At 63.1% G+C, this 24,432-nt stretch carries 24 protein-coding genes; 14 read left to right on the forward strand and 10 right to left on the reverse strand.

Annotated elements, in window-relative coordinates:
- Window positions 1-120: 120 nt before the first annotated feature.
- From ABJO61_RS15510 to ABJO61_RS15530, 5 genes are all read right to left on the reverse strand, one after another.
- The gene (locus ABJO61_RS15510) at window positions 121-543 is read right to left on the reverse strand and encodes a nuclear transport factor 2 family protein (protein WP_348322970.1); all 423 of its coding nucleotides are present in this window, start codon (window positions 541-543) and stop codon (window positions 121-123) included.
- A 98-nt stretch (window positions 544-641) separates the two neighbouring features.
- Window positions 642-1,004, reverse strand: coding sequence for a hypothetical protein (locus ABJO61_RS15515; RefSeq protein ID WP_348322971.1), 363 nt, complete (start codon window positions 1,002-1,004; stop codon window positions 642-644).
- Window positions 1,005-1,117: 113 nt separating this feature from the next.
- The gene (locus ABJO61_RS15520) at window positions 1,118-2,089 is read right to left on the reverse strand and encodes an alpha/beta hydrolase (RefSeq protein WP_348322972.1); all 972 of its coding nucleotides are present in this window, start codon (window positions 2,087-2,089) and stop codon (window positions 1,118-1,120) included.
- Between the two features lie 36 nt (window positions 2,090-2,125).
- Window positions 2,126-3,640 (reverse strand): FAD-dependent oxidoreductase, encoded by a 1,515-nt coding sequence (locus ABJO61_RS15525; protein WP_348322974.1) that lies wholly within the window; start codon window positions 3,638-3,640, stop codon window positions 2,126-2,128.
- 115 nt (window positions 3,641-3,755) lie between these two features.
- Complete coding sequence (locus tag ABJO61_RS15530; protein ID WP_348322975.1) at window positions 3,756-4,139, reverse strand: DUF423 domain-containing protein; 384 nt, start codon at window positions 4,137-4,139, stop codon at window positions 3,756-3,758.
- A 92-nt stretch (window positions 4,140-4,231) separates the two neighbouring features.
- Here ABJO61_RS15530 and ABJO61_RS15535 point away from each other — a divergent pair, with 92 nt between their 5' ends.
- The 7 genes from ABJO61_RS15535 to ABJO61_RS15565 all read left to right on the forward strand — a co-directional run bounded on the left by ABJO61_RS15535 (window position 4,232) and on the right by ABJO61_RS15565 (window position 10,780).
- The gene (locus tag ABJO61_RS15535) at window positions 4,232-4,660 is read left to right on the forward strand and encodes a VOC family protein (RefSeq protein WP_348322976.1); all 429 of its coding nucleotides are present in this window, start codon (window positions 4,232-4,234) and stop codon (window positions 4,658-4,660) included.
- Window positions 4,661-4,910: 250 nt separating this feature from the next.
- Complete coding sequence (locus tag ABJO61_RS15540) at window positions 4,911-6,020, forward strand: hypothetical protein (protein WP_348322977.1); 1,110 nt, start codon at window positions 4,911-4,913, stop codon at window positions 6,018-6,020.
- Between the two features lie 10 nt (window positions 6,021-6,030).
- Window positions 6,031-7,071 carry a phosphotransferase family protein gene (locus ABJO61_RS15545; RefSeq protein WP_348322978.1) on the forward strand — a complete coding sequence of 347 codons (1,041 nt, stop codon included), beginning with the start codon at window positions 6,031-6,033 and terminating at the stop codon, window positions 7,069-7,071.
- Entirely contained in the window at window positions 7,068-7,517 is a 450-nt protein-coding gene (locus ABJO61_RS15550; protein ID WP_348322979.1) for a hypothetical protein, read from the forward strand. Before ABJO61_RS15545 ends, ABJO61_RS15550 begins: the two co-directional genes overlap by 4 nt.
- Before the next feature lie 67 nt (window positions 7,518-7,584).
- On the forward strand, window positions 7,585-8,826 hold the full coding sequence (locus ABJO61_RS15555; protein ID WP_348322980.1) for an MFS transporter: 1,242 nt from the start codon (window positions 7,585-7,587) through the stop codon (window positions 8,824-8,826).
- The gene (locus ABJO61_RS15560; RefSeq protein ID WP_348322981.1) at window positions 8,816-9,673 is read left to right on the forward strand and encodes a TauD/TfdA family dioxygenase; all 858 of its coding nucleotides are present in this window, start codon (window positions 8,816-8,818) and stop codon (window positions 9,671-9,673) included. Before ABJO61_RS15555 ends, ABJO61_RS15560 begins: the two co-directional genes overlap by 11 nt.
- Window positions 9,674-9,769: 96 nt before the next feature.
- Window positions 9,770-10,780, forward strand: coding sequence for an NAD(P)-dependent alcohol dehydrogenase (locus ABJO61_RS15565; RefSeq protein ID WP_348322982.1), 1,011 nt, complete (start codon window positions 9,770-9,772; stop codon window positions 10,778-10,780).
- Between the two features lie 28 nt (window positions 10,781-10,808).
- On the opposite strand, the gene dgcA is transcribed toward ABJO61_RS15565, so the two are convergent.
- Window positions 10,809-11,795: an N-acetyl-D-Glu racemase DgcA gene (dgcA, locus tag ABJO61_RS15570; RefSeq protein ID WP_348322983.1), complete on the reverse strand. Its 987-nt coding sequence runs from the start codon at window positions 11,793-11,795 to the stop codon at window positions 10,809-10,811.
- Window positions 11,796-11,899: 104 nt separating this feature from the next.
- Window positions 11,900-14,161 carry an adenylate/guanylate cyclase domain-containing protein gene (locus ABJO61_RS15575; protein WP_348322985.1) on the reverse strand — a complete coding sequence of 754 codons (2,262 nt, stop codon included), beginning with the start codon at window positions 14,159-14,161 and terminating at the stop codon, window positions 11,900-11,902.
- 302 nt (window positions 14,162-14,463) lie between these two features.
- Between ABJO61_RS15575 and ABJO61_RS15580 the strand changes: the two genes are divergently transcribed.
- Window positions 14,464-14,751: a hypothetical protein gene (locus ABJO61_RS15580; protein ID WP_348322986.1), complete on the forward strand. Its 288-nt coding sequence runs from the start codon at window positions 14,464-14,466 to the stop codon at window positions 14,749-14,751.
- 39 nt (window positions 14,752-14,790) lie between these two features.
- Entirely contained in the window at window positions 14,791-15,399 is a 609-nt protein-coding gene (locus ABJO61_RS15585) for a hypothetical protein (RefSeq protein ID WP_348322988.1), read from the forward strand.
- Window positions 15,400-15,434: 35 nt separating this feature from the next.
- Here the strand turns inward: ABJO61_RS15585 and ABJO61_RS15590 are convergent, their stop codons facing one another.
- A complete protein-coding gene (locus tag ABJO61_RS15590) occupies window positions 15,435-15,836 on the reverse strand; it encodes a cytochrome c family protein (protein ID WP_348322989.1) in 402 nt (133 codons plus the stop codon).
- Between the two features lie 187 nt (window positions 15,837-16,023).
- Between ABJO61_RS15590 and ABJO61_RS15595 the strand changes: the two genes are divergently transcribed.
- From ABJO61_RS15595 to ABJO61_RS15610, 4 genes are read left to right on the forward strand one after another with little or no spacing between them, the layout of a single operon-like run.
- Window positions 16,024-17,187 carry an ABC transporter permease gene (locus ABJO61_RS15595; protein ID WP_348322990.1) on the forward strand — a complete coding sequence of 388 codons (1,164 nt, stop codon included), beginning with the start codon at window positions 16,024-16,026 and terminating at the stop codon, window positions 17,185-17,187.
- Window positions 17,184-17,963: an ABC transporter ATP-binding protein gene (locus tag ABJO61_RS15600; protein WP_348322991.1), complete on the forward strand. Its 780-nt coding sequence runs from the start codon at window positions 17,184-17,186 to the stop codon at window positions 17,961-17,963. The genes ABJO61_RS15595 and ABJO61_RS15600 overlap by 4 nt, the downstream gene beginning before the upstream one ends.
- Before the next feature lie 5 nt (window positions 17,964-17,968).
- Entirely contained in the window at window positions 17,969-18,877 is a 909-nt protein-coding gene (locus ABJO61_RS15605) for an MlaD family protein (RefSeq protein WP_348322992.1), read from the forward strand.
- An 11-nt stretch (window positions 18,878-18,888) separates the two neighbouring features.
- Complete coding sequence (locus tag ABJO61_RS15610; RefSeq protein ID WP_348322993.1) at window positions 18,889-19,539, forward strand: ABC-type transport auxiliary lipoprotein family protein; 651 nt, start codon at window positions 18,889-18,891, stop codon at window positions 19,537-19,539.
- Between the two features lie 106 nt (window positions 19,540-19,645).
- On the opposite strand, the gene ABJO61_RS15615 is transcribed toward ABJO61_RS15610, so the two are convergent.
- On the reverse strand, window positions 19,646-21,859 hold the full coding sequence (locus ABJO61_RS15615) for a hypothetical protein (RefSeq protein ID WP_348330761.1): 2,214 nt from the start codon (window positions 21,857-21,859) through the stop codon (window positions 19,646-19,648).
- Window positions 21,860-22,247: 388 nt separating this feature from the next.
- On the opposite strand from ABJO61_RS15615, the gene ABJO61_RS15620 reads away from it, so the two are divergent.
- Window positions 22,248-22,634, forward strand: coding sequence for an Hpt domain-containing protein (locus ABJO61_RS15620; protein ID WP_348326502.1), 387 nt, complete (start codon window positions 22,248-22,250; stop codon window positions 22,632-22,634).
- Window positions 22,635-22,867: 233 nt separating this feature from the next.
- Here the strand turns inward: ABJO61_RS15620 and ABJO61_RS15625 are convergent, their stop codons facing one another.
- A complete protein-coding gene (locus ABJO61_RS15625) occupies window positions 22,868-23,995 on the reverse strand; it encodes an NAD(P)/FAD-dependent oxidoreductase (protein WP_348326503.1) in 1,128 nt (375 codons plus the stop codon).
- Window positions 23,996-24,432 lie beyond the last annotated feature (437 nt).

The following is a 24,432-nucleotide window of genomic DNA, read 5'->3' on the forward strand; positions in this document are numbered from 1 at the left end:
CGGCGAACGGGTGGCCGGACACCGATATGCCTCGAACGGCGGGCGTTCCCGAACGGCGGGGATCATATCGGGTTCGTCGGGGGGCAACAACCCGCTAACAAGAATGTAAGCGAGCCCTCTTCAGTTGATGCTGCGTCTCGGCGGTTCGTTGCCTTCGCCGGGCTCCGGCGCCGCGCCGGACTGGTGATGAATGAGCAGCCATCCATCGCCGCTCCGTATGAAGATGTTGGTGGCGAGCAGATAGTCCTGTCCGATGCGCTCATAGCAAATCACGATGCCCGTGTCGCGGTGAATACCGGCCCGCGCGTGCAGACATTCGATATCGGGGCTGGCGGGGCCGGTCAGGATCGCGTGCCAGCTCTGCAATACGCTGTCGCGGCCCTCGACGGGCGGCCAGCCGGGGTGCAGGCAGGTGACGGGTTCCTGTTCTGCCCAGACCGCGCCCATGAGCGTGGGGTCACGCTCCGCAAAAGCGCGGTAGAAGGTCTCGTTGGCAAAGAGAAGCGTAGCGCGATCGCGTGCAGGGGAGGTGCCGGTGGCCATGCGTTTCATCCGGTGGTGCCGAGGCTGCGATGTGTGTGCAGTCTAGCAGTGGCATTCCGGTTTTGCATATCCGTAGAGGGCAGGCGGGAAAGGGCAGGCTAGACCGCCTGAACCCGCAAATTAGCGAGAGCGAGGGCGGTTGCGACAAGGTTCGAGGTGAAAAGCAGCACGAGATAGAGGCCCCAGGGCTCGCGTGCATCCTCGACCGGGTTTCGCCAGATGAGCCAGAAGAGCAGGGGCACCCAGAGCAGCGCGGCGGCCGCGCCGGTCGCACCCGGCGCCATATTCTGTTCCGCCATCGCTATGGCAGTGAGGGCGAGTATCGCCCACAGGCCAAGGATGACCTGCGCTTCCACGCGCCACAGTATAAAGACAACGGAGAGGGAATTGATGAGGATGAGCCAGTAGACGCCGCCGCGCACCGCATCGTGCATGCCCGAAATCGTCTCGAGAATAGCCATGACCGCCCCCCATGCGACCTGCCGGACTGACCGGATATTCCGTTTCGGTCAGTCTGGCCGCTGCGGCGGCCTCAAGGCAAGTCACAAGAATGTGGGGCGGAAGGCGGGGGAGATCAGCCGAAGCGGCGCTTCAGCCAGTCCACCATCAGCGTGTTCAGCTCGTCCGGCTTTTCCGATTGGGTCCAGTGGCCGCAATCGGGGATCACGTGCTTTTCGAGGTCGGGAACATATTGCTCCATGCCCTCGGTCATTTCCGGCCGGAGCACGATGTCGTCCGCGGCGGAGATCATGAGGCTCGGGGCATTCACCTTCTCCACCAGGCTTTCGCTGTCTTTCCAGTTGCGGGTGAAGTTCCGGTACCAGTTGATGCCGCCCTCGAAGCCCGACTTCTGGAAAGCCTTCGTGTAGTAGTCGATTTCCTCAGCGTTCAGGAGCTGCTCGCCCGGCCATTCGCTTTCGTCCGCGGCGAAGCTATTGATGAAGGAGAGGTTCTTCTGTTCGGCGGGCAGCTTGTCGAAATCGGCGAGCTTCATTGCGCTCTTGCGGTACCAGAAGCGCATGGAGCGGGCCACATCCTTGTCGAATATGCCCTCCGCCACGCCGAAGTTCTGGAAGTAGACGATATACATGTCTTCGCCGAAGACCATGCGCATGCCTTCGATGGGGTCGATGGGGCCGCGCGGCATGAAAGGCGTGTTGACGCCGATGACGCCGGCAACGCGGTCGGGATGGCGCAGCGCCATCTGCCAGACGACCATGCCGCCCCAGTCGTGGCCGGCGAAGACCGCCTTGTCGAGGCCGAGCGCATCGAGCATGCCCGCGAGATCGTCGGTCAGATGTGCGATGTCGTAGAGCGGGATGTTGTCCTGCCCCTTCGGGCCGCCCGTATTGCCATAGCCGCGCTGGTCGGGCGCGATGGCACGAAAACCCGCCTTCGCGATGGCCGGAATCTGGTGACGCCAGGAATAGGCGAGTTCCGGGAAGCCGTGGCACATCACCACCGGCACACCGTCCTTGGGGCCCTGTTCATAGACGGCCATCTTGAGGCCGTTCGTATCGACATAATGCGGCTCTGGAAAATTCATCGCCGTTCTCCTCCCGTTATTCTAGTTTTTTCGCCGTCAGGCGGATTGCATGCGTTCCTTGTCCGCCGTCGGCGAAAGACCAATCGAGGTCAGCATCTCCGTGCGGCCGGGCCCGAGCTTTGGCGGATAGAGGCCGGCATTGCGCTTCTTGCCTCGCGCCCAGGTTCTCAGCACCTTCGACACGTTGCGCGGATCGCGCGCCCATGTGTTCGGCGCATCGACCATATGGAAGGAGCGCATGAAGGCGCGCATGAGATCCACGTCGCTGCGAACGGCCGGCAGGATCGCGTCCTCGGCGAAGCTCTTGAATAGCCGCGCTTTCACACCCGGCTTGTAGTTCGGGTCGAGCGCATTCTTCGCGCGTCTGGTTGCCGCGAGGTCCTGCTTCACCATGTCGTCATAGTGCTGGCGGAGTTCCTTGGCGAGCTGCCCATGATAGAGGCGCGCGCGTTCGCGCGGGTCATCCGTTTTGTCGAGCGTTTCGGCCAGTGCATCTGCCGCCACGCCTGCGAAGGAGCAGCCGCGTCCATAGAGCGGGTTGGTGCGGATGACGCTGTCGCCGATGGGAAAGAAGTTCAGCACGCGCGCTTCGCCGTTCTTCGTCATGTGGCGCCAGCGGCTGATGAGTTCGCCCATGCCGAAGACGCGGCTCTGAGGTTCCGATGTTTCAGGTGCGGTCCATGCCGCGATGCCCGGAAGCTGTGCGCAGATCTTGTCGAAGTTCTCGGGGCGGACAATGCCGCGGCGAAGCTCCATCTCGATTTCCGGCACAGCGAGCGTGATCGAGAAGCAGCCATTATCGGCGGGGAAGAGCCCGTATTTGATGAAGCCGAGATCGCCCGCACCTGGAATCTTTGTGCGCGCGGGTTCGTTCTTCGGATCGTGCAGCCTGTAGTGCCGCGTGAAATAGAGAATGCCCGCGCGTTCGGTTTCTTCCGTTATGTCCGCGCCCGCTTCGTTCAGCCATTCGATCATCTGGCTGTTCTTGCCTGCGGCGTCGACCACGATATCGGCGAGCCAGTCGCGCGTCTCGCCGTTCTGCTCGGCCGTCACCCCGGTCACGCGAAGCTGCCCGGCGGCGTCCTTCTCTGTCAGGATGCCCCGCACGAGCGCGCCGGTTTCGAAGCGGATGTTCTGCTGGCGGCCTGCATAGCGCCGCATGATGAATTCGAGCGTCGTGCGGCGGCTGGTCAGGATCGTCATCTCCTGGTCGCCGGGCACGGGCTTGTAGTTTTCCTGGAGCGTCAGGGGCAGGCCGTCGGCAAACTTGAGTTCGCGACAGCCCGCTGCCAGCAGCTCTTCCATGAGGTCGGGATAATTGTCGCGGATCAGGATGTGCAGCCGCGCGAGGAAGGCGTGGCTGTGGCGCAGATGGCCGACGCCCTTGCGTTCCCAGCTTTCAAAAGCCTCGTCGGCGGATGCCTCGGGGGGCGGCGGGTCGCGTTCCAGAACAGTCAGTTCGCGGCCTTTCCGGGCCAGGGCAAGGGCTGTCCAGAGGCCGGCAATGCCGCCGCCAACCACCAGAATACGTTCGTTCAGCCTCGCGTTCATCCTCGCCTCCTCCATCTGCACACTGTCCGGCTTACAGAAAAACTAGACTACGGTCTAGTAAAAATAGGAAGCGTTCCCGCGGCTGTCCAGAGCCGCCTTTTTGCGGTTTTTCAGCTCAGGCTGCGGGGGTGCCGCGCAGCGTCCATCCCGCAATGGCAAGCGCGATCCAGCCTGCAAGGAAGGCGACACCGCCGATCGGCGTCACCATGACGAGTGCCCGGCTGCCGGTTAAACCCAGATAGTAGAGCGAGCCCGAAAAGAGAATGGTTCCCGCGACAAAAGCCCAGCCCGCAATGGTCGTGGCTGTGCCGCCGCCTTGCGCCGCTACCCAGGCGACGGCGAGGAGAGCGAGCGCATGATACATCTGATAACGCGCGCCGGTTTCGAAGACGGCGAGTTCCGCCGGGCCGACACGGGCCTGCAGCCCGTGCGCTGCGAAGGCGCCGAGCGCCACCGAGAGAAAGCCGCTCAATGCGCCGATGGTGAGCCAGAGTTTCATGGAGAGCCTCGCCAAATTCGTTCCGTTATGGTGATGCGCAGACTAGCCCCTGGCGCGGCGCTATGGATAGCGTTGCAATGAGAAATCGAAAGATGAAGATCAATCCCCTTGTTCCCGAGCTCTATGTTTCCGATTTCGATCGGAGCCTCGCCTTCTATCGCGACAGGCTCGGCTTCGGACTTGTCTATATGCGCGCGGAAGAACGTTTCGCTTTTCTGGAGCGTGAAGGCGCGCAATTGATGATTGAGCAGCCTCAAGACCCGTCACGAACCTGGCTCAAGGGCGAAGAGGGCTGCCCTTATGGGCGCGGCATCAATTTCCAGATTCGCGTGGACGATGCCGATGCGCTTGCCGCTTCGATTGCCGCAGCGGGAATTTCTCTTTTCCTGCCGCTTGAGGAGAAATGGTACCGCAGGGACGGCGAACTTCTCGGCAATCGCCAGTTCGTCGCCGAAGACCCTGATGGGTATCTGCTTCGCTTCTATTCCGATCTCGGTACAAGGCCGATTGTGCTGACCTGAGCGACGAAGGGGCGCTTCGATGCGTGCCGGTGACGTCTGGTGGCTCGGGAAGCCCGATTGCGGCACGACGAAAGCGATTTCGGCATGGCTGAATTTTGACGGCGTTACCTTTCCGCTGCGTCACTCCGCATTTTTGCGAATGAGGTGTCGTTGACCAGTCAGGGCCGCAAGGCCATTGTTGCGCCATCAAAACAAAAACACGCAACCGGCGGAACAAGCCGGAGCGGACCAGTACGGGGAGGAACGCGACATGCTTACAAAGGCCGACGACTATCCCATTCATCAGACACCCGAGCCCATCGCCTTTGCAGGCACGGACCGGAATTTCTACGACCGTTATTTCTTCAACGGCTACACGAGAAGCGGCGATGTCTTCTTCGCTGCCGCGCTCGGTGTCTATCCTCACATCAACATCATGGATGGTGCCTTCAGCGTTATCGTCGATGGTGTGCAGCACAATCTCCATGTCTCGCGCTTTCTGAATTCGGAACGGCTCGACACCAGGGTGGGCCCGCTCTCGCTCGACGTGGTGGAGCCGCTGCATTCGCTGCGCATTCGCGTTGCCGACAATGAGCACGGCATCAAGGCCGACCTGACTTTCACGGGCCGCGCGCCTGCGTTGAAGGAGCCGCGTTTTACGCGCCGCAATGGTCCGCGCACATTGATGGATCTCACGCGCCTCACCCAGAACGGCACCTGGGAAGGCTGGATCGAGGTGAAGGGCAAGCGTATCGAGGTAAAGCCTGCCGATTATGTTGGCACGCGCGACCGCTCATGGGGCGTGCGCCCCATCGGCGCTTCCGACGCGCAGCCGATGGTGCCGCCGATGGAGTTCCAGTTCTTCTGGCTCTGGGCGCCGCTCAACTTCGAGGACCGGATCACGCTCTTTCATGTGAATGACGACGAGCATGGCGATCCGTGGAATCTTTCGGGCGTCATATGCCCGCTTGGACGCGATGTGCAGTCGCAGGAGATGGATCGCGTCAGCTACGAGATCGACTACATCTCCGGCTCGCGTCATGCGAAGTCGTGCTCCATCTTCTTCGAGACCCGCAAGGGCGAGAAGACACGCATCGACCTTACGCCGAAATTCCATTTTCACATGATGGGTATCGGCTACGGCCATCCCGAATGGGCGCATGGCGCGCATAAGGGCGACAACGCGATCGGCTATGAAGAGTTCAAGCTCGCCGATATCAAGAGTTTCGCGCCGCCCCATCTTCACATTCAGGCATTCAGTGAAGCGAAGATGACCCTGCCGGATGGCAGCACGCGCGACGGTGCCGGTATTCTAGAGCAGATGATTATCGGGCCGCATGCGCCATCGGGCTTCAAAGATATTCTCGATCCGGCGAAGTAGGGCTGCGAAAATGGAAGATCTTGCTCCCCGCATCGCGGCCTATCTCGCGCACAGGATGCCCGCCGCCTCGAATATCGAAGTGAGCGGCATCTCGCGCATTCATGGCGGCGCCAGCCGCGAAACCTTCCGGCTCCGCGCGAGCTGGGAGGAGGGGGGCGAGCGCATCGAGCGCCCCCTCATTCTGCGCCGCGATCCCGTCGCCAGCCTGATCGAGACGGAACGCGATACCGAATATAATGCCTATCGCGCGTTCCACCCCACGGGTCTGCCCGTGCCGGAGCCCGTCTATCTCGAAACCGATCTCCAGTGGCTCGACAGGCCTTTCTTCATAATGGAGCAGATCGAGGGCTGTCAGGCGGGCTCGGCCTTCAATGCCGACCCTTACGGTGCCCATGCCGAGAAGATCGGAAAGCAGTTCTGGACCCATCTCGGGCATATCGCAGCTGCCGACCCTGAAGCCATCGGCTTTGCCGCGAGCATGGAGCCGGTCGCGCCCGATGCGTGCTGGAAGGCCGAACTCGACAAGTGGGAAAAGGTGATCGACGAGGACGAGCTTCAGCCTCAGCCCGTTGCGCGCGCCGCGATCCGCTGGCTCAGGCGCAATCCTCCGGCGCCTGCCGAAAAGATTTCCGTCGTTCACGGCGATTATCGCACCGGCAATTTTCTCTATGACGGCGAAGGCGATATCCGCGCCATTCTCGATTGGGAAATGTGCCATCTGGGCGATCCGCTGGAAGATGTTGCCTGGGCGCTCGATCCGCTCTGGGCTTTCGAGCGGGCCGAACGGCCGGGCGGCATGATTGCCCGCGACGAGGCGCTGCGCATCTGGGAACAGGCGAGCGGTCTCAAGGCGGAGCCCGTCCGTCTTCTCTGGTGGGAGATCTTCAATTCGCTGAAGGGGCTCGCCATCTGGATTTCGTCCGGCAAGGAATATCAGACGGGGGCGAACCGCGATCCGATCCTCGCCTTCCCGAGCTGGTATTGCACGGATGTTCACAACCGCGTGCTGGTCAACCGTCTTGCCGCTCTCTCGAAGGAGGCTCGCATATGAAACCCGATGTAAATGTCGTGATGCAGGGTTTTTTCGGTACCATGCTTGGCGAGATCGCGCCGCATCTCAATGCGGAATACTCGATGGGCAATATCGGCATCATGAGCATGATGATGTTCATGACGGCGGAGGAATATGACCGCGCCGCCGATATCCGTGCGACAGAAAACAAGGAAATGCGCTCGCTCTTTTCCCATGCCTCGACGATGGTCACCGACAATGCGCTGAAGGCGAAACTTGCCGCTGCCAGTGCCGAGAAGGAGGGCTCTTTGCGGATCACGGCTCTCAATGCCCGCAATGCGAGCCTGTGCTCCCTTCTCATCGAACTGCAGTCTCATGTCGAGGAGTCGGATGCCCCCTGGGCGCGGAGCCTCGAAGCCCGCATCTGGGACTATCTCGTCGCCGCGACCGAGAGGCGAAAGCTGCCGCTCCCGTCCTTCGGCTAGGGCGCTCTTCCCCCGGACCTGCCGCCGCGCTATCACTCGTCGCGCAGCGTCCGGGGTTTCCCTTTCCATGTCTCTCGCCATCCGCCTTGCGATCCTTTACGGCACGATGTTCCTGTTCACGGGCGTCTATCTGCCGTTTTTTCCGGTATGGCTGAAGGCGCAGGGGCTGGATGCCACCGAGATTTCGCTCGTTGTGGCGCTTTCGCTGTTCCTGCGCATCGTCGTCAGTCCCTTCTTCGCCGCCGTCGCGGACCGGATCGGCGACAGGCGCCGCGTCATGGTCGGGCTCGCCTGGGCGTCGCTCGCCTCCGCCGGTCTTCTTCTCGCGGTCGAGGGATTTGGACTTATCCTCCTTGTCGCGCTGGTGCTGAACGCCGTCTTTCCATCCATATCGCCGCTCGTTGAAACCATCGCCATGCGCGCGCGGATCGACCGGGGCATGAATTACGGCCGCGTGCGCATGTGGGGTTCCATTACCTTCATCCTGGGCAGCTCGGGCGTCGGCTGGCTGCTTGAGTGGAACCCGTCCTCGATCATCGGATTCTGCCTTGTCGGCGCGCTCGCGCTCAATGTCGCGGGGGCCTGGGCGATGCCGCGGGATGCGGGGATGGTTCGCCAGCCCGTTCGCCGCCGCAGCCAGTTCGCCGATGTGCTCCAGATCGGCCGCCATCCCGTCTTCGTTCTGTTCGTGGTGACGGCCAGCCTCACCCAGGCGACCCATGCCGTCTATTATGCCTTCGGCTCGCTCGCCTGGCAGAAGCAGGGCTATGCGGATTCCGTGATCGGCCTTCTCTGGGCGACGGGCGTTCTCGCCGAGATCGTCCTGTTCTACATTTCCGGCCCGTTAATGGCGCGGTTCGGCGCGGTCCGCCTGCTGATGCTGGCGGGCTTCGCCGCAATCCTGCGCTGGACCGTCACGGCCTTGAGCCCGCCGCTCGCCGTTCTTTTCGTCATGCAGGCGCTGCACGGGCTGACCTTCGGCGCGGCGCATCTCGGTGCTGTCCAGTTTGTTGCGCAGGCCGCGCCCCCGCGTCTTGCCGCCACTGCGCAAAGCCTTTACGCGGCAATGGCATCCGGCGTTATGATGGGGCTGGTGACAATCGCCATCGGGCCTGTCTACAAGATGCTCGGGGCCCATGCCTATTTCGTCATGGCGGGTGGCGGGGCGCTGGCTCTTGCGGGCGTCATGTTCGTCGCCCTTCGCTGGGATGGCGGTTTGCTCATCCCCGAAGAAGAGCCGGAAGAACAAGAAGAGCCGGAAGAACAAGAAGATCGGGAAGAAATGCAGGAAGGCAAAAATGGCCATTGAAGTCATTCCGACAGGCGCCGCGCTCGGCGCGGAAGTTCGCGGCCTCGATCTCTCGAAGCCGCTCACCGATGCCGAATTCGAAGCCGTCCAGCAAGCCTGGTACGACCATATCGTCCTTCTCTTTCGCGGTCAGAAGATCAACGACGACGATCTCATCCGCTTCTCGGATCATTTCGGCGAACTCGACATCGCGCCCGCCAGCGCCACCGACATGGCGGGCGGGCAGGCGCTGTCGCGGCCGGAAATCTGGATCATCTCCAATGTCGTCGAGAATGGCCGTCCCATCGGCGCGCTCGGCGACAAGGAAGCCGAGTGGCACACCGACATGTCCTATGTCGCGGAGCCGCCCATGGCGAGCGTGCTCTACTCGCTGGAGATTCCCGACAAGGGCGGCGATACGAGCTTCGCCAATATGTACAAGGCGCTCGAAGAGCTGCCGGACGATCTTCGCGCTGCCGTCGAGGGCCGCATGTGCAATCACGATGCGAGCACGACGAGCGTCGGCGAGTTGCGTGCGGGCGCGGACGCCGTTCTCGATGTGCGCACGGCGCCGGGCGCGAAGCATCCCGTCATCCGCACGCATCCGGCAACCGGCGGCAAGTCGCTTTATCTCGGCCGCCGCCTCAACGGCTATATCGAGGGTTATTCCATCGAGGAGAGCGAGAGGCTTCTCGACCGGCTCTGGGCCCATTGCGCGAAACCGGAATTTTCATGGACGCATCAGTGGAAGGTCGGCGACCTGCTCATCTGGGACAATCGTTGTGCGATTCATCGCCGGGCGGGTTTCGACGGCAGCCAGCGGCGTGTCATGCACCGCACCCAGATCAAGGGCCGCGCGCCGCGCTGACGCGCCGTCGCCCTTGCGTCAATTTTCCGCCGTTTGACTTTGCCCGCAGATGCGCCAGCTTCTGTTGCAAAAGCATATTCAAACGGAGGAAAGTCCATGCGTGCGCTGGTGCTTGAGAATGATTTCGGAATCGACAATCTGAAGCTGAAGGAACGGGACGTGCCGAAGGCGGGGCCCGGTCAGGTCGTGCTGAAGATGAAAGCCGGTTCGCTCAATTTCCGCGATCTCGCGACCGTCAGTTACGGCGGTAATCCGCAGCTTCTGCCGTTCGTGCCGCTTTCCGATGGTTGCGGCGAAGTCATTGAGGCGGGCGAGGGCGTCAAGCGCCTCAAAAAGGGTGACCGCGTCGCGCCGAGCTTCTTTCAGGGCTGGCAGTCGGGCGGTCCGGTCGCCGAGAACCTCGGGCCGACGGCGCTTGGCAGCCCCATCGACGGTTGCGCGCAGGAATATATGGTTCTCTCCGCCGAGGGCATGTCGAAGGCACCGTCCAATCTTTCCGACGAGGAAGTCGCCTGTCTGCCTTGCGCCGGGCTGACCGCATGGCGCGCGCTCGTGGTCGAGGGCGGCCTCAAGGCGGGCGACACGGTTCTCGTGCAGGGCACGGGCGGCGTTTCCATCTTCGCGTTGCAATTCGCGAAGGCGATGGGCGCGCGCGTCATCGTCACATCGTCGTCGGATGAGAAGATCGAGCGGGCAAAGAAGCTCGGCGCGGATGATGCGATCAACTACAAGGAAAAGCCCGACTGGGAAATGGAAGCGCGCCGTCTCACCGGCGGTCGCGGCGTCGATCACATCGTGGAAGTCGGCGGCGCGGATACGTTCCCGCGTTCCATCATCGCCTCGCGCGTCGGCGGCCACATCGCCGTGATCGGCATTCTCTCCGGCCTCACCAAGGATGTGAATGTCGCGGCGATCTTCTCGCAGAACCTCAAGATCAGCGGCATCACCGTCGGCAGCCGTACGCATTTCGAGGAGATGTCGCGCGCCATCGTGCAGAACGACATCCATCCCGTCATCGACAAGCGTTTCCCGCTCGACGATGCGCAGGAAGCGTTCCGCCTCATGCAAGGCGCATCGCATTTCGGCAAGATCGTGCTGGATATCTGAATTCGTTGCGGGGTGGGGCGGGATCGCCTCACCCCCATAACTCACGCTCCGGCGGATAGACAAGGCTGCCCTCGTAGCGCAGCGAAGGTTCGCGGTCCCTTGCGAGCAGCAGTGGTCCGTCAAGGTCCACATAGTCGGCCTGTTGCGCGACGAGCATGGCGGGCGCCATGGCAAGCGATGTCGCGACCATGCAGCCCACCATCACGCGCAGATTGCGAAGTTTCGCGCAACGGATAACCGCCAGTGCCTCGGTGAGCCCGCCGGTCTTGTCGAGTTTCACATTGATGAAATCGTAAAGGCCGACGAGGCGCTTCATTCCTTCGAGCCCATGCGCGCTTTCATCGGCGCAGAGCGGCACGGGACTGTCGATCCCGCGCAGCACCTCGTCTTCCCTTGCGGGCACCGGCTGTTCGATCAGCGATACGCCGAGCCGTGCGAATTCCCGCGCCAGCGGCAGCACGTCTTCGGGTTTCCAGCCTTCATTCGCATCGACGATCAGCGCCGAGTTGGGCGCGCCGCCTCGCACGGCTTCGACACGCGCGAGATCGTCGTCGCCGCCATGTCCAAGCTTCAGTTTCAGGATCGGGCGTTTTGCCGCCGCCAGCGCCGCCTCGCGCATGTCGTCGGGCGAGGCGAGGCTCAGCGTATAGGCGGTGGTGAGCGCGCGGGGCGCGGAAAGCCCGGCGAGTTCCCAGGCGGGCTTGCCCGCGAGCTTCGTTTCCAGATCCCAGAGCGCGCAGTCGAGCGCGTTGCGCGCCGCGCCTCGCGGCATGATGCGTTGCAGTTCGTCCCGGCCCAGCCCCTCGCTTATGGCCGGTTGCAGCGCCTTGATCGCGGCCACGACGTCTTTCTCGTTTTCGCCGTAGCGGGCGTAAGGAACGCATTCGCCCCGGCCTGTCAGCCCGTTCTCGCTGACGCTCGCCACCACCACATTGGCTTCGGTCTTTGCACCGCGCGATATGGTGAAGGCGCCGGCAATCGGCCATGATTGTATTTCGGCGGTAATTTCGCGCATCGAAGTTCTGCTCATATTGCGTGAGACAGCGAAAGGTGGCGCGAGATGATGGCTTTTGTGTGCGCTCTCTCCAAGCCCCAAAACGGGACTTGGAGCATAGTGGATCAGATACGGCCCGCGAAGAAAGCACCGTTCCAGTGTTCGCCGGGCGGGTTTGCCTCATAGGCCGAGATCCGCGCTTCATAGAAGTCGTAAAGCGTGGGGATCGCGCCATTGAGCTTCCGGCATTCGGTGATGGCGGCGCGCGCCTCCGCCCAGCGCTGGTTGCGATAGGCCGAGAAGATCAGCGTATGCGCTTCCTGGAGCGCCCGGAACTTCGGGTTCGCCCGCATGATCGGATCGCCGAGCAGCGCGAAGATGCGGCGGCCTTCCGGGTGACGGGGCGTTGACACGAGGTCGATTTCGAGGAGCGCATAGCGGTCGCCGACAGCGCGCTGCGTGCCTTCGCCGACGATGATGGCGGGGCCGTAATGGCGCGCATTCTTCTGCAGATAGGCGGCAAAGCTCACCGGCTCGCCGAGTACGCCATAGTCGAAGCGCTGGACCGCACCCATATTGCCCGTGATGGCGGTGCCCGTATCGATGCCGATCGAGAGGCTCAGCGGTACATGGCTCAGATGCTGGCGGCGCGCGTCCTCTTCGAGGAACTCGTTCAGCGCTTCCAGGTTCTCGACCATGCGCAGCGCCGCGTCGCAACCTTTGGAGGCGTGGTCGCCCGCGTCGAGGGGCGCATTCCACACTGCATAGAGCGCGTCGCCCACCGAGCGGTCCACCATGCCGTTCCGGTCCTGGACGATCTTGGTCATCGGCGAGAAAAAGCGGTTCAGAATGTCGGCATAGGCGGTCGGGTCTTCGAGATAGCGGTCGGAAATGATGTTGAAGCCGCGCAACCCGACGACGACGGAGGTGACGTCGCGCAGCGAGCCTTCCGCCTGGATGATCCGCGAGTTCGCCTTCACCTTCGCCAGCCCCGAAGAGGAGAGGCGGCGGGCGAACTGCGTTTCGATGAAGCGGATTTCGTCTTCCGTGTGCAGTCTCGTCATCACCGCGCAGGTGAGTGCGGCGGCGAAGAGCGTGAGCCCGCCCAGTGCCGGATCGATCAGCCAGCGGTGGTTCTCGAAAGCCCACCATGAGCCATAACCCGCGCCCGCCGCGATCGCGAGCGTCAGTATGATGCCCCAGCGGAAGCGGAACCGGCGCACGACAAGGATCACGATCACGCCCGCGATGAGAACGAAAAGCTGTTCTGCGGCAGGGGCCCAGCCCGGCCGCGTCAGGAAGTGGCCGTCGACGATCTGGTCGATAGCGTTGGCGGCGATAGCGCCGGAGGCCATGGGGATGCCCGCAGGCGTTCCATACATGCGCTCGGACCCGTTCACCGAGACGCCGATGACGGCGATGCGGTCCGCCAGGATGCCGGTGTCGGCGCTGCCGGTAAGAATGCGTCCGGCGGAGACGCGGGTTCTGGTCGTCTCGTCGCCGAAATAGAGAACGAGGCTGCCATCCTTCAGCGTCTGCGCGCCGATATCCGTGCCCTCGATGGCGATGCTGTCGATGCCGGGTTCGATTTCGAAGGAAAAGCCGTTATCCGGCGTGGCGACCTTTGCGCTATAGCCGGTGCCGCCCTCTGCGACGCGCAGGATTTCGAGCACGTTCGAGGGGTAGAGTGTGCCGTCGAGATCCACAAGCATCGGCAGGCCGCGCACGGTCGCCCCGGCGCTGGTGTCGGGCAGGGTGGCGCCATTGCCTTTTGCCGTCTTCTCGAAGCCGGTCAGCGAAGCGCTCCAGTTTTCATAGGCGCCCATATAGTGACGCGGATCGCCCCCCTGCGGCACGATGGCGGCGCTGCGAAGCGGCGTATGGATGTTTCGGAAAGCGGTCTTGCCGGGAACCAGCGAGACGACAGAGGGTGTTGCGGCAAGGAGCGAGGCAAGCTGGCGGTCATAATCCGGCAGTTGCGCCAGCGACTGGCCAAGCCCGCCATATGTCTCGCCCGCGGGAAGCGGCGCCCAGAGCCGCATCAGTTCGCTTGCAGAGGTAGGGTCCTGATCGGATAGCGGCATGTCGATCAGGATGGCGCTTGCGCCCGTCTGGCTCACGCGGCTCACGAGATCGGCGAGCCGTTTTCTCGGCCAGGGCCAGGCGCCATATGTCTTGGCGGTTTCCGCGTCGATATCGACATAGACCGCGTGCGGGCCGTCGGGCCCGGCTTCTCGCGGCAGAATGCGCTGATAGAGATCGAAGACCTGATTGCGCAGGTAAGAGCCGGCGCCCTGCGGGTCGTAGATCGACACCGCGAGACTCAATACCAGCACAAGGCCGGGAAGGATCGCTGAAAGTCTGCGGAATGCAGGCGTCGGATTCATGTTTCGCTACTCATCCCGCGTCGAACTCTTGTGTGCGCGGAGTTGCTCCATATTGACCTGTTATCCTTCTTTTGTCCCGTTTCGGAACAAGAGATGGAACTCATTGAAGTAACTTGCAGCTTCCGTTCCATGCGCCGTCAGGGCGCGCATTCCCTCGCCTTTTTCAAAAAATTTCCGTTTCGTCCCCGGAACCGCGGGGTGCTGTTGCCCGTTAAGGCTCGACTGGAAGCGAGAGAAAAAGGCTGGGGGGCGCGCGTGATGTCCGCGGTGTGTGCGCGGGCCAAAAGAGAACGGAAACAAGCATGCCGACCGGACTTCTCTCCAGGGCGACCGAGGTCGACCTTTCAACTCTTGTGCCTGCCGGCGCTGTCACCGCCTTGCTCCGCGTGACGATCGCGCCCCCGACCGCCGGCGTCCTCATTTATGTCGGCCCCGATTACGAAATGCCGATTGTGGCCAATGGCCCGGTCTGGGAGGGCCATGTCGATTGTTACCCGTCACGGATCTACGTGCAGGGCGTCGGTGAACCCGCGCCCCGATGGAGCGTCGAATATATCGGCCGCGAGGCGCGCGCGTCCGTTGCTTCCTGAGTTCTGAAAACCCCGAAATCCGCAATCAGGTGAAACATTATGGCGAAGAGCAAATACGACGAAGCGCAGCTTCACGAACTTCTCTATCAGGCGCTCGAAACGGAAGCGGGCGGCATCGAAATCTATGAGACTGCGATTTCCTGCGCGAGGAACAGCGATCTCAAGGAAGAGTGGCAGGGCTATCTCGACGAGACGAAGACCCATCACAAGACGCTGCTGGATGTGTTCGCAAAACTCGGCCTCGATCCCGAGGCCCGGACGCCGGGCCGCAAGGTCGTCGCCCATATCGGGGACTCGCTGGTGAAGGCGATGCAGATGGCGCGCGAGGAGGGCGATGCGGACGCCGCCCAGCTTGTTGCGGGCGAATGCGTCGTGCTCGCCGAGACCAAGGATCACTTGAACTGGGAGCTGATTGGCCATGTCGCCGAACATGGTTCAGGCGATACGGCCAAAATCCTGAAAGAAGCCTATGACGCCGTCGGGCAGGACGAGGATCATCACCTCTATCACACGGCCGGCTGGACACGGGAGCTGTGGATCGGCGCGCTCGGGTTCCCCGCCGTCGTACCGCCGCCCGAAGAGGTCAAGAATGTCGAAACGGCTATCGGCGCCGCTCGCGCGGAACATGCGCGCGGGGAGATGCTCTGAGCATTCGCGAAAGAGGGGGAGAGGCCGGTGCCGGGTTACTCGGCGCCGGACTCGCTCTCGATATAGGCGATGACGTTATCGCGATCCGCTTCCTTCTTCAGGCCGGGAAAGGACATCATCGTGCCGGGAATCATCGCGGCGGGCTTTTCGAGATAGGTGTGCAACGTCTCGTCGTTCCAGACCAGCCCGTCCTTGCCATGCTGGATCATCGCGTCGGAAAACTTGAAGCCTTCCTTGGTGCCTGCCGTGCGGCCGACCACGCCGTGGAGATTCGGGCCGATGCGATCCGCGCCGCCTTCGTCGATCGTGTGGCAGGCCTTGCAGCGGGCAAATACCTTCTTGCCCTTCGCGGCGTCTCCGCCTTCGTCGGCCAATGCCGCACCGGCCACCGTCATGACGAGAACTGTTGCCGCCAGGCCTGTGAAAATGCCGCGCACTGGAACCTCCCTTGGTAATTATATGCCGCACAGCCTCTATCGGGGTGCGGATAAGACCTAACCTAAACCTCTGTAAAAAGAATAGCATGCGACAGACTGGCGCGGTCACGCTTGCCGCCGCGTTAATCGGCGGGCAGAGTGGCGCGAAAGCAGGTGCCATGCCGAAATCGGGGATATTTTGGCCGAATTGAGCAGTCGCGGGGCAGAGGCAGAGGCCGATGAGCCAGCCACATTCCGCACAAACATTGAAAACCGGGTTCTCCGCCTCGTCGCGGCGGGAAACTGGTCCATCGTCCATCTGAACAAGGTGGACGGGGCTTTGCGCGGTCTTTCGGCGAAGCCCGGCGATGCTGCGCGCGCCGTGATCGACCTCTCCGCCGTTTCGCGCTTCGATACGGCCGCCGCCGCCATCGTCTCGCGCACGGCCTCCGAGTTCGAAGAGCAGGGGCTCGGCGTTACCTATGAAGGCGTTTCGGAAGCGCAACATCTTCTCCTCGACAAGGTCGAGGCTTGCGGCAAGCCGGAACCCGTCCATCTGCCGCCGTCGCCGCTCTACCTCCAGATTGTCGGCAAGATCGGCGAGACCACGCGCGCGATGGCCGCCGAAGGGCGCGCCATGCTCGATTTCATCGGTTCGGTGATTGTCATCGCCGGGCGCACTCTGGTGCGGCCGCGGCGCTTCCGCATGATCCCCTTCGTTCATCACATGGAGAAGTCGGGCTTCGATGCGCTGCCGCTCGTTTGCCTGCTGACCTTCCTCATCGGCGCTGTCGTCGCGCAGCAGGGCGCGGTGCAGTTGAAGACCTTCGGTGCGGAAGTCTTCACGGTCAATCTCATCGCCATCATCTTCCTGCGCGAGGTGGGACTTCTGCTCACCGCCATCATCGTCGCGGGCCGTTCGGGCAGCGCCTTCACTGCCGAGATCGGCTCGATGAAGATGCGCGAGGAGATCGACGCGATGCGTACGCTCGGCCTCGATCCGCTCGAGATGCTGGTGCTGCCGCGCGTGGCCGCGCTCACCGTCACATTGCCGCTGCTCACCTTCATTGCCGATATCATGGGGCTGCTTGGCGGCGGCTTCGTCGTCTTCTTCATGCTCGACATGTCGCCCGGCGTCTATATCTCCCGCGTACAGGAGGCCGTCGACTTCTGGACCTTCGGCGTCGGTCTCATCAAGGCGCCTTTCATGGCTGCCGTCATTGCGCTGGTCGGGTGCCGCGCGGGTCTTGCCGTCACCGGCAGCGCGGAATCCGTCGGCGCCATGACAACGAGTTCCGTCGTGCGTTCGATCTTCCTCGTCATCATTCTCGATGCCATGTTCGCCATGTTCTTCACGGCGGTGGGCGTATGAGCATGGGCAGGAAAGGCGAGCCGATCATCGAGGTCGAGGGGCTCGATACGCGCTTCGGCGACAATGTGATCCACGAGAATCTCGATCTCACGGTCAAGCGCGGCGAGGTGATCGGCATTGTCGGCGGTTCGGGCACGGGCAAGTCCGTCCTGCTGCGCACCATCCTCGGTCTCAAGCGGCCCGATGCGGGGCGGGTGCGCGTTTTCGGAATCGATTTTTCGAAACTCTCGGAAGAGGAGCGCCGTCTCAACGAGCAGCGCTGGGGCGTGCTCTTCCAGGACGGTGCGCTTTTCTCCGCGCTCACCGTTGCGGAGAATATCCAGGTTCCCTACCGCGAGCATCTCGACCTCTCGCCGGAACTGATGGACGAGCTTGCGGCGGTAAAGATCGCGATGGTGGGCCTGCGCGCCACCGCCGCCTCGCTTTATCCCTCCGAGCTTTCCGGCGGCATGCGCAAGCGGGCCGGGCTTGCCCGCGCGCTGGCGCTCGATCCCGAGATCCTTTTCCTCGACGAGCCTACCGCCGGGCTCGATCCCATAGGCGCGGCCGCTTTCGACGAACTCATCAACGATCTCAAGGAGACGCTGGGTCTCACCGTTTTCCTCGTCACGCACGATCTCGACACGCTTCACGCAACCTGCGACCGGATCGCGGTTCTCGCCGAGAAGCATGTTATCCTTGTGGGGACGATGGACGACATGTTGCGTAGCAGCCATCCCTGGATTCACGAATATTTTCACGGGCCCCGCGCACGCGCGGCCCTTGCGGGTAAATAAGGGTCATGGAAATCAAATCCAACAACGTCCTGATCGGCGCTTTCACGCTTGCCGCGATCGTGGGCGTCTTCCTGTTCCTGCTCTGGGTGAGCGGGGTGCAGCTCAACAAGCAGTTCGCCTATTACAAGATCGTCTTCGACGGCTCGGTGTCGGGCCTCTCGGAGTCGGGTATGGTGCAATATAACGGCCTGCCGGTCGGCAAGGTGACGGACCTCTATCTGAAGGAAAACAATCCGAACAAGGTCGTCGCCATCATCGAGGTCGATGCGCGCACGCCGGTGAAGGAAGATTCCGTCGCGCAGCTCGAACTTTCCGGCCTTACCGGCGTCGCCTTCATCCAGTTGACCGGCGGCAGCCCGGAGTCGCGTCCGCTTCGTCCGAAGCCGGGGCAGGATTATCCGGTCATTCGCGCCGCGCCATCCTCGTTGCAGGATCTGCTCAAGGCGGGGCCCGAGACCCTGCAAAGCGCCAATGAGCTGATGGTGGAGCTCAACAAGGTCGTGACCGATAATCAGAAGTCCATAAATGAGGCGCTATCCAATCTCGCGATCATGTCGAAGGCGCTTGCCGACAGTTCCGGCGATGTTACCGTCGCGATCGACCAGCTCGCGGAAGCCTCACAGCACCTGAACAGCATCAGCCGCAGCGCCGACGGGTTGATGAAGAACGACGTCAAGGCCTTCATCGCCGATGCGCGCGAGGCGGCGCGCTCCTACCGCGATGTCGCGGAGGAACTCGACGCCATCCTGCAACAGAGCGGGCCGGGCATCGGCGCGGGCCTCTCGCAATTGCCGCAGCTCGTCGCCGAGACGCGCTCGCTTGTTTCCTCGCTCGACCGTCTCGCGTCGCGCGCGGAAGACGATCCGGCGCGCTTCTTCGTCGGCAAGAATGTGCCGGAGGTCGAGGCGAAATGAGGAATGGAACGATGACCCGATACAAGCGTCTTCTGCTGCTCGCTTTTGCCATGCTTCCGCTCGGCGCCTGCGCGCTTGCTGATGTGGCGAGCGGGCCTGCGCCCTCGCTTTATGTGCTGACCGCGCCGCAGGTCGAGGCGGGGGCGGGTGCCAGCGCCGATGCGCAACTCGTTGTCGAGGAATTTTCCGCGCCCGCCGCCATCGACACCGCGCGCATCGTCTACAAAGCCTCGCCCAACGAGATCGCCTATTATGCGGGCGCGCGCTGGGCAGATCGCGCCCCGCGCATGATCGCGTCGCTCGCGGTCGAGACGCTCAGCAATACAGGCCGTTTTCCCGCCGTTACGGGGCCGGGTGCGCCGTCCCGCATGGACTTCTCCCTCTCCGGCGACATTCGCGCCTTCGGGGCTTACCGCGATGCCTCGGCCGGGCTCGGTGCGGGCGCAACAAAAGTGAAGGTGTCGCTTTTCGTGCGTCTCGTGCGCATGCGCGACCGTTCCATCGTCGCCTCGCGCGTCTTCACGGCGGAAGCCGCCGGGGGCAGCGGTATGGATGCGGTGGTGGAAGGATATGACGCCGCGCTCGACGAGGTGCTGGCCGCGCTTGCCGCCTGGACGCTCGAACAGTCGCTCGCCGCCATGCCCCAAGAAGCGGGAAGCTAGGGGCGGGGAGCTAGATAGGGTTAAGGGCCTCGACAAAAATATAGGTGTCATCCCGGCTTTCGCCGGGATGACACATTGGATTGAGCCCGAAACTGATCCGATCTTCTCAGCTCAGCTTTCCCGTCGCCTGGCCGAGCATCAGATAGACCTTGCCCGTATCCGAGGTGAGGTAGGTATCCACCAGAATATTGTCGCGGTCGCGCGTTGTTGCCGCGCCGAGCAGTTCCTCGAAGCTGGCGAGGAAGCGGTCGACATGGGAGCGGAACTCGCTCTCCTTGCGATATTTCTGCGCGATGCGGTCATAAAGTTCGCGCCCCGCGAGATTGTAGAGGCGGCGCGTGAAGACATTGCGCTCGCCGGCCTGATAGCGCTGCCAGAGGTCCGGCGGCGGACTTTGTTCCAGCGCCCGGTCAAGGTCGATGGCCAGCGCCTGCAAGGTCTCGATGACGTGAAGCGAGGCGCGCTGGAAGTCGCGGTCGCCGCCTTGCGGCCTCTCTGCGCCATGTCCTTCGCCGCGCCGCTCCGCTGCGGCCAGCAGTTCCGACATGCCCCAGCGGCGCTGTTCGCCGCCTGCGCGCTGTATTTCCGGCAGTGCCGCCACATGGGCGGGGAAGGTGCGTTCCGGCGCCATCTGGTGTTGCTGCGGCGAGGAGCGGTCGAGGGTTCGGGCGTGGCGCACAACGATTTCGGCAATCGCCGCCAGCGCCGAGACCTGTTCCTCGAGAACGCTTTTCAGCGCGCCCGCGCTTTCGGCGGCTTCTTCGGGCAGTTCAGAGATGCGCGCGGCAAGGTCGTCGGTCGCTTCGTGCAATGCGCGGCCTGCCTCGCGCGCCGTGCCGCCAAGGCCGATCATTGCGGCGTTGAAGCGGTCGGCGGCGGCGTCGCCATCGGCGGCCGAGCGTTCGACCAGCGCGCGCAGTTCTTCCGTCTTCGAGCCGACTTTCTCGCTCATCGCCTCTGTCGCCTGGATCAGGTCGTTTGAAAGTGTGCTGGTGGCGCCGGTGAGTTTTGCCGCCGTCGCGGAGATCGCTTCGCTCGCGGCCCGCGTCACGTCGTTCGACAGCGCGCCCGATGCGGCCTTCAGTTCGTCCACAGTGGCGCCGATGGCGCGCGTCGCCGCGCCTGCCGAGCGGCTGACGGAGGTCGATGCGTCGGCGGCTTCTTCCGCGCCGCGCCGGATTTCCTCGGCAATATTTTCGCGCAGCGCCGCCGCGCGGGCTGAGGCCGCCTCGAAGATCGTGTCGAGGCCCGCGCTCAGGCTTGAGACGGCACGGCTGATTTCCGCCGTGTGGCGGGCGAGCGATTTGTCGGCGGCGTCCATGCCGTCGCGATGCGCCTCGAAAACGGCTTCGAGCCGCTTGTGTTCGTCTTCCAGCCGTCCGGCGGCTTCCGAAATGATCCCGCGCTGGATGTCGTAGCGCTTGCCGATCTCGTCGGCCTTCGAGAGTGCCGTCTCTGCCACGACTTCGAGGCGCGAGGATTGCCGGTCGAGCATCGCCGCCGTCTGGTCCGCGCCCGCGCGCGCGGCCTCGCTGGTGCGCGACAGTGTTTCGGCCTGTTCGGCCATGCGCTTGCCCGCCGCGTCAAGGTCGCCCTCCGCCTTGCCGGCGATCCCGCGCACGGCGTCCACCTGTTCGCGTATCGCGCGCGATATGGTGTCGCTTTCCGTTCCGAGCGTCCGGCTTACTTCCTCAAGGCTCTCCTTGTGGCGGGCGAGCAGTTCTTCCATCGTCCGTGTGCGGAATTCGGCGCGGCCCGAGCCCCGGTCGATTTCCTCGACCTCGCGTTCCACCAGTTCCCGCAATTCGCCTGCCTGTTTCAGCGCCGCGTCGAGCCCCTCGCGCATCGTGGCGAGTTCGCGCCGTACGGCGGAGGAGATCGTGGCGATCTGGCCGGTCGCGAAATCTTCCGGGTCGGACAGGCGGATCGCCGTGCGGGCGAGCGCCTCCGACATGAGTTTCATTTCCTGTCCGCGCCAGATCGTCCAGGCGAGCATCCATATAAGGAGGAGGGGGCCTGCCACCGTTGCCGCAATCACACCGGTCTCGAAGTCGCCAAGCGCCGCGATGCCGTCCACGCCATAGCGGCCCCACAGAAAAGCCGCCACCGCGCCCGCCCATGTCAGGCTCGCCAGCGCCGCTGCCACGGGAATGCCCTTGCCCGGTTTGCGCGCGATCATCCGGTAGAGCGCGCCCCCCGCCTCGCTGTCTTCGTTCGCCGCGCGCACGGGCAGGTTCCTGCCGGCGTCCGGCTTCCCGGCGGCCGTTCCGTCCGTGGTTTCACTTGGTGTCCCGGAAGGGGACATATCGTTGTTTTTCATGGGTTTTTCATGGTTTTTCACGGGCATCTCTCGGGCCTTCCCGGCCGCTGCATCAATGCCGGTCTTCCAAGTTGTCGGATGCCCGGGGAGGCGTCAACCATACTTGCGCGCGCGTCGCGCAAGCAAAGAAAGCCCCCGTGCACAGGGGGGCATGCCGGGGGCAAATTAAGGGGCTTCATCCGGGGTAGCGGGGGCCTGTTTCATGAGGTTCTTCCATACCCCGTGTGATCTCACCTTACAGATTGTTAACCATAACTTCAATGCGCCGGGCCGCACGGGAATTGTCCGTTTCGCCTTCCCGGAAAACGGACGGGCGAGGGCTTAACCAATCGGTATGGCCTTCGCGGTTACGTTTTCATATCGAATCGTTCAGTGACGGAGTCGCGGTATGAAACCCACCGGCCTTGCAAAGCAGATGGAGAGCGAGCCTGTCTCAAGCAGCATGCCCTGCGGCGGCAATCGCGCGATCGATCTCGTTCACCTCTCCAAATACACGCTTGGCAATCGCTCGCTGGAAAACGAGTTGCTTGGTCTTTTCCGCACGCAGGCCGATCTCTATCTCGCGCGCCTCGATAGCGCCGCCGACGAAACCGAGTGGAAGAACGCCGCCCACAGCCTGAAGGGCTCTGCCCGCGGTCTCGGCGCCTGGGCACTTGCCGAACTTGCGGAAGAGGCGGAGAAGACCGCGCTCGCCGCGCGCGATGGCGTCATGGCGCGTATCCGCGAGGCGACCTGCGCCGTCAACGCCTTCATCGACAGCTTCACCGAAGCTTGAGCGGTTTTTCTCTCTGACCTTCCAGAAATAAAAGTGTCACCCCGGCGCCTGTCGCGGCGAAGGCCGGGAGAAGCCGGGGCCCATGGGCCCTGCCAACCAATACCGTCATGACCCGCTTTATGCGGGTCATCCACGACTTTACTGCATCGCTTTCAGAAAAGACGTGGATGGCCCGGACAAGCCGGGCCATGACGAACGGGAGAAGTGAGCTTTTCTTGCGTCTTCGCCTCCCTCTACTCCCTCACCATCCCAGCGACCATCTCCGCAATCGCAAGCGACGCGGTGAGCCCCGGACTTTCGATCCCGAAGAGGTTGACGAGGCCCGGCACCCCGTGCTCCCCCGGTCCCGAAATCATGAAGTCCGCCGCCGCTTCGTCCGGCGCGTTCACTTTAGGCCGCACGCCGGAATAGGCGGGTGCCAACGCACCGTCCTTCAGTTCGGGCCAGTAGCGGCGCACGGCGGCATAGAACCTCTCGCCGCGTTCCGGTTTCACCGCATAGTCCGGCTCGCTTCCTTCCGCCACCTCGATCCATTCAACGTCCGGGCCGAAGCGCGCCTGGTTCCCTAAGTCGAGCGTCAGGTGAACGCCGAGCCCCGCTGCTTCCGGCACGGGATAGATGAGGTGCGAGAAGGGCGCACGGCCCGTCAGCGAGAAATAATTACCCTTGGCGAAATGCGGCACCGGCACATGCGCGGCGTCGAGCCCCTCGATCCGCGCCGCGAGCGCGGGCGCCCGGAGCCCGCCCGCATTAATGATAGTTCGTGTACGAAGCGCCATTGGCTCCGCGCCTTCCACATGAACGAGGAAGTCATCGCCCTCCCGCGTCACCCGCGTCACCGTCGAGCGAAAGGCGATCATGCCACCTCGATCCTCGAACTCGCCTTGCAGGCTCAGCATATAAGAATGCGCATCCAGAATGCCGGTCGAGGGCGAGAGGATTGCAGCCTCCGCGCGCAGCGCCGGTTCCATCGCGCATACTTCCGCCTTGGTCAGTTGGCGGATATCGTCGACGCCGTTCGCCTTCGCGCGCGTCGCAATCGCCTGAAGCTCGCCGAGCTGCGCTTCCTCCGTCGCGACGATCAGCTTGCCGCATTTCCGGTAGGGCAGCTTGTGGCTTTCGAGATAGCCGTAGAGCATCTCGCGCCCCTCGATGCAGAGCCGTGCCTTGAGGCTGTCCTTCGGATAATAGATACCGGCATGGATCACCTCGCTGTTCCGCGCCGAGATTTCCGTGCCGATGGCGCCATGCCGCTCCAGCACCACCGTCTCATGCCCCGCGCGCGCGAGTTCCCGCGCACAGGCGAGGCCCACCGCGCCCGCACCGATTACGACTGCATCGATTTCGCTTTCCGCCACCACCGGCGACCTCCCTCACGTCACGTCAAAGCAGTGCAGGAGAAAGAGGAGGGAGGCAAGGGCCACATAACAAGAAGTGTCGTCCCCTCACCCGATCCTCGCTGCCGCTCGGATCACCCTCTCCCCGGAGGGGAGAGGGAAGGGGCCCGCCGCCGCGAAGCGGTGGTGGGAAGGGTGAGGGGGCGGCGTCAAATCCGGGGACAAGTTTTCGGAAAGAATCTTTTCCCCGTTTCCGGGGACAACTTCGACCGCGCTCATGGCACCGCAACATATCCCCGTCATGCGGCTGCGAAGGGGAGGCGGCCCGAAAGGCCGCGGCAAAATGCGGAGCGGGGATATCGCCGCCATTTGTAACGGTTCGATGACGTTACGATGACGGTCAAAACCGGCTTATCCCCGGCCTCGAAATCCTCCAATGAAATCATATGTTTGGGAGCCGG

Source organism: Parvibaculum sp., from assembly GCF_039973015.1.
Taxonomy (GTDB): Bacteria; Pseudomonadota; Alphaproteobacteria; order Parvibaculales; family Parvibaculaceae; genus Parvibaculum.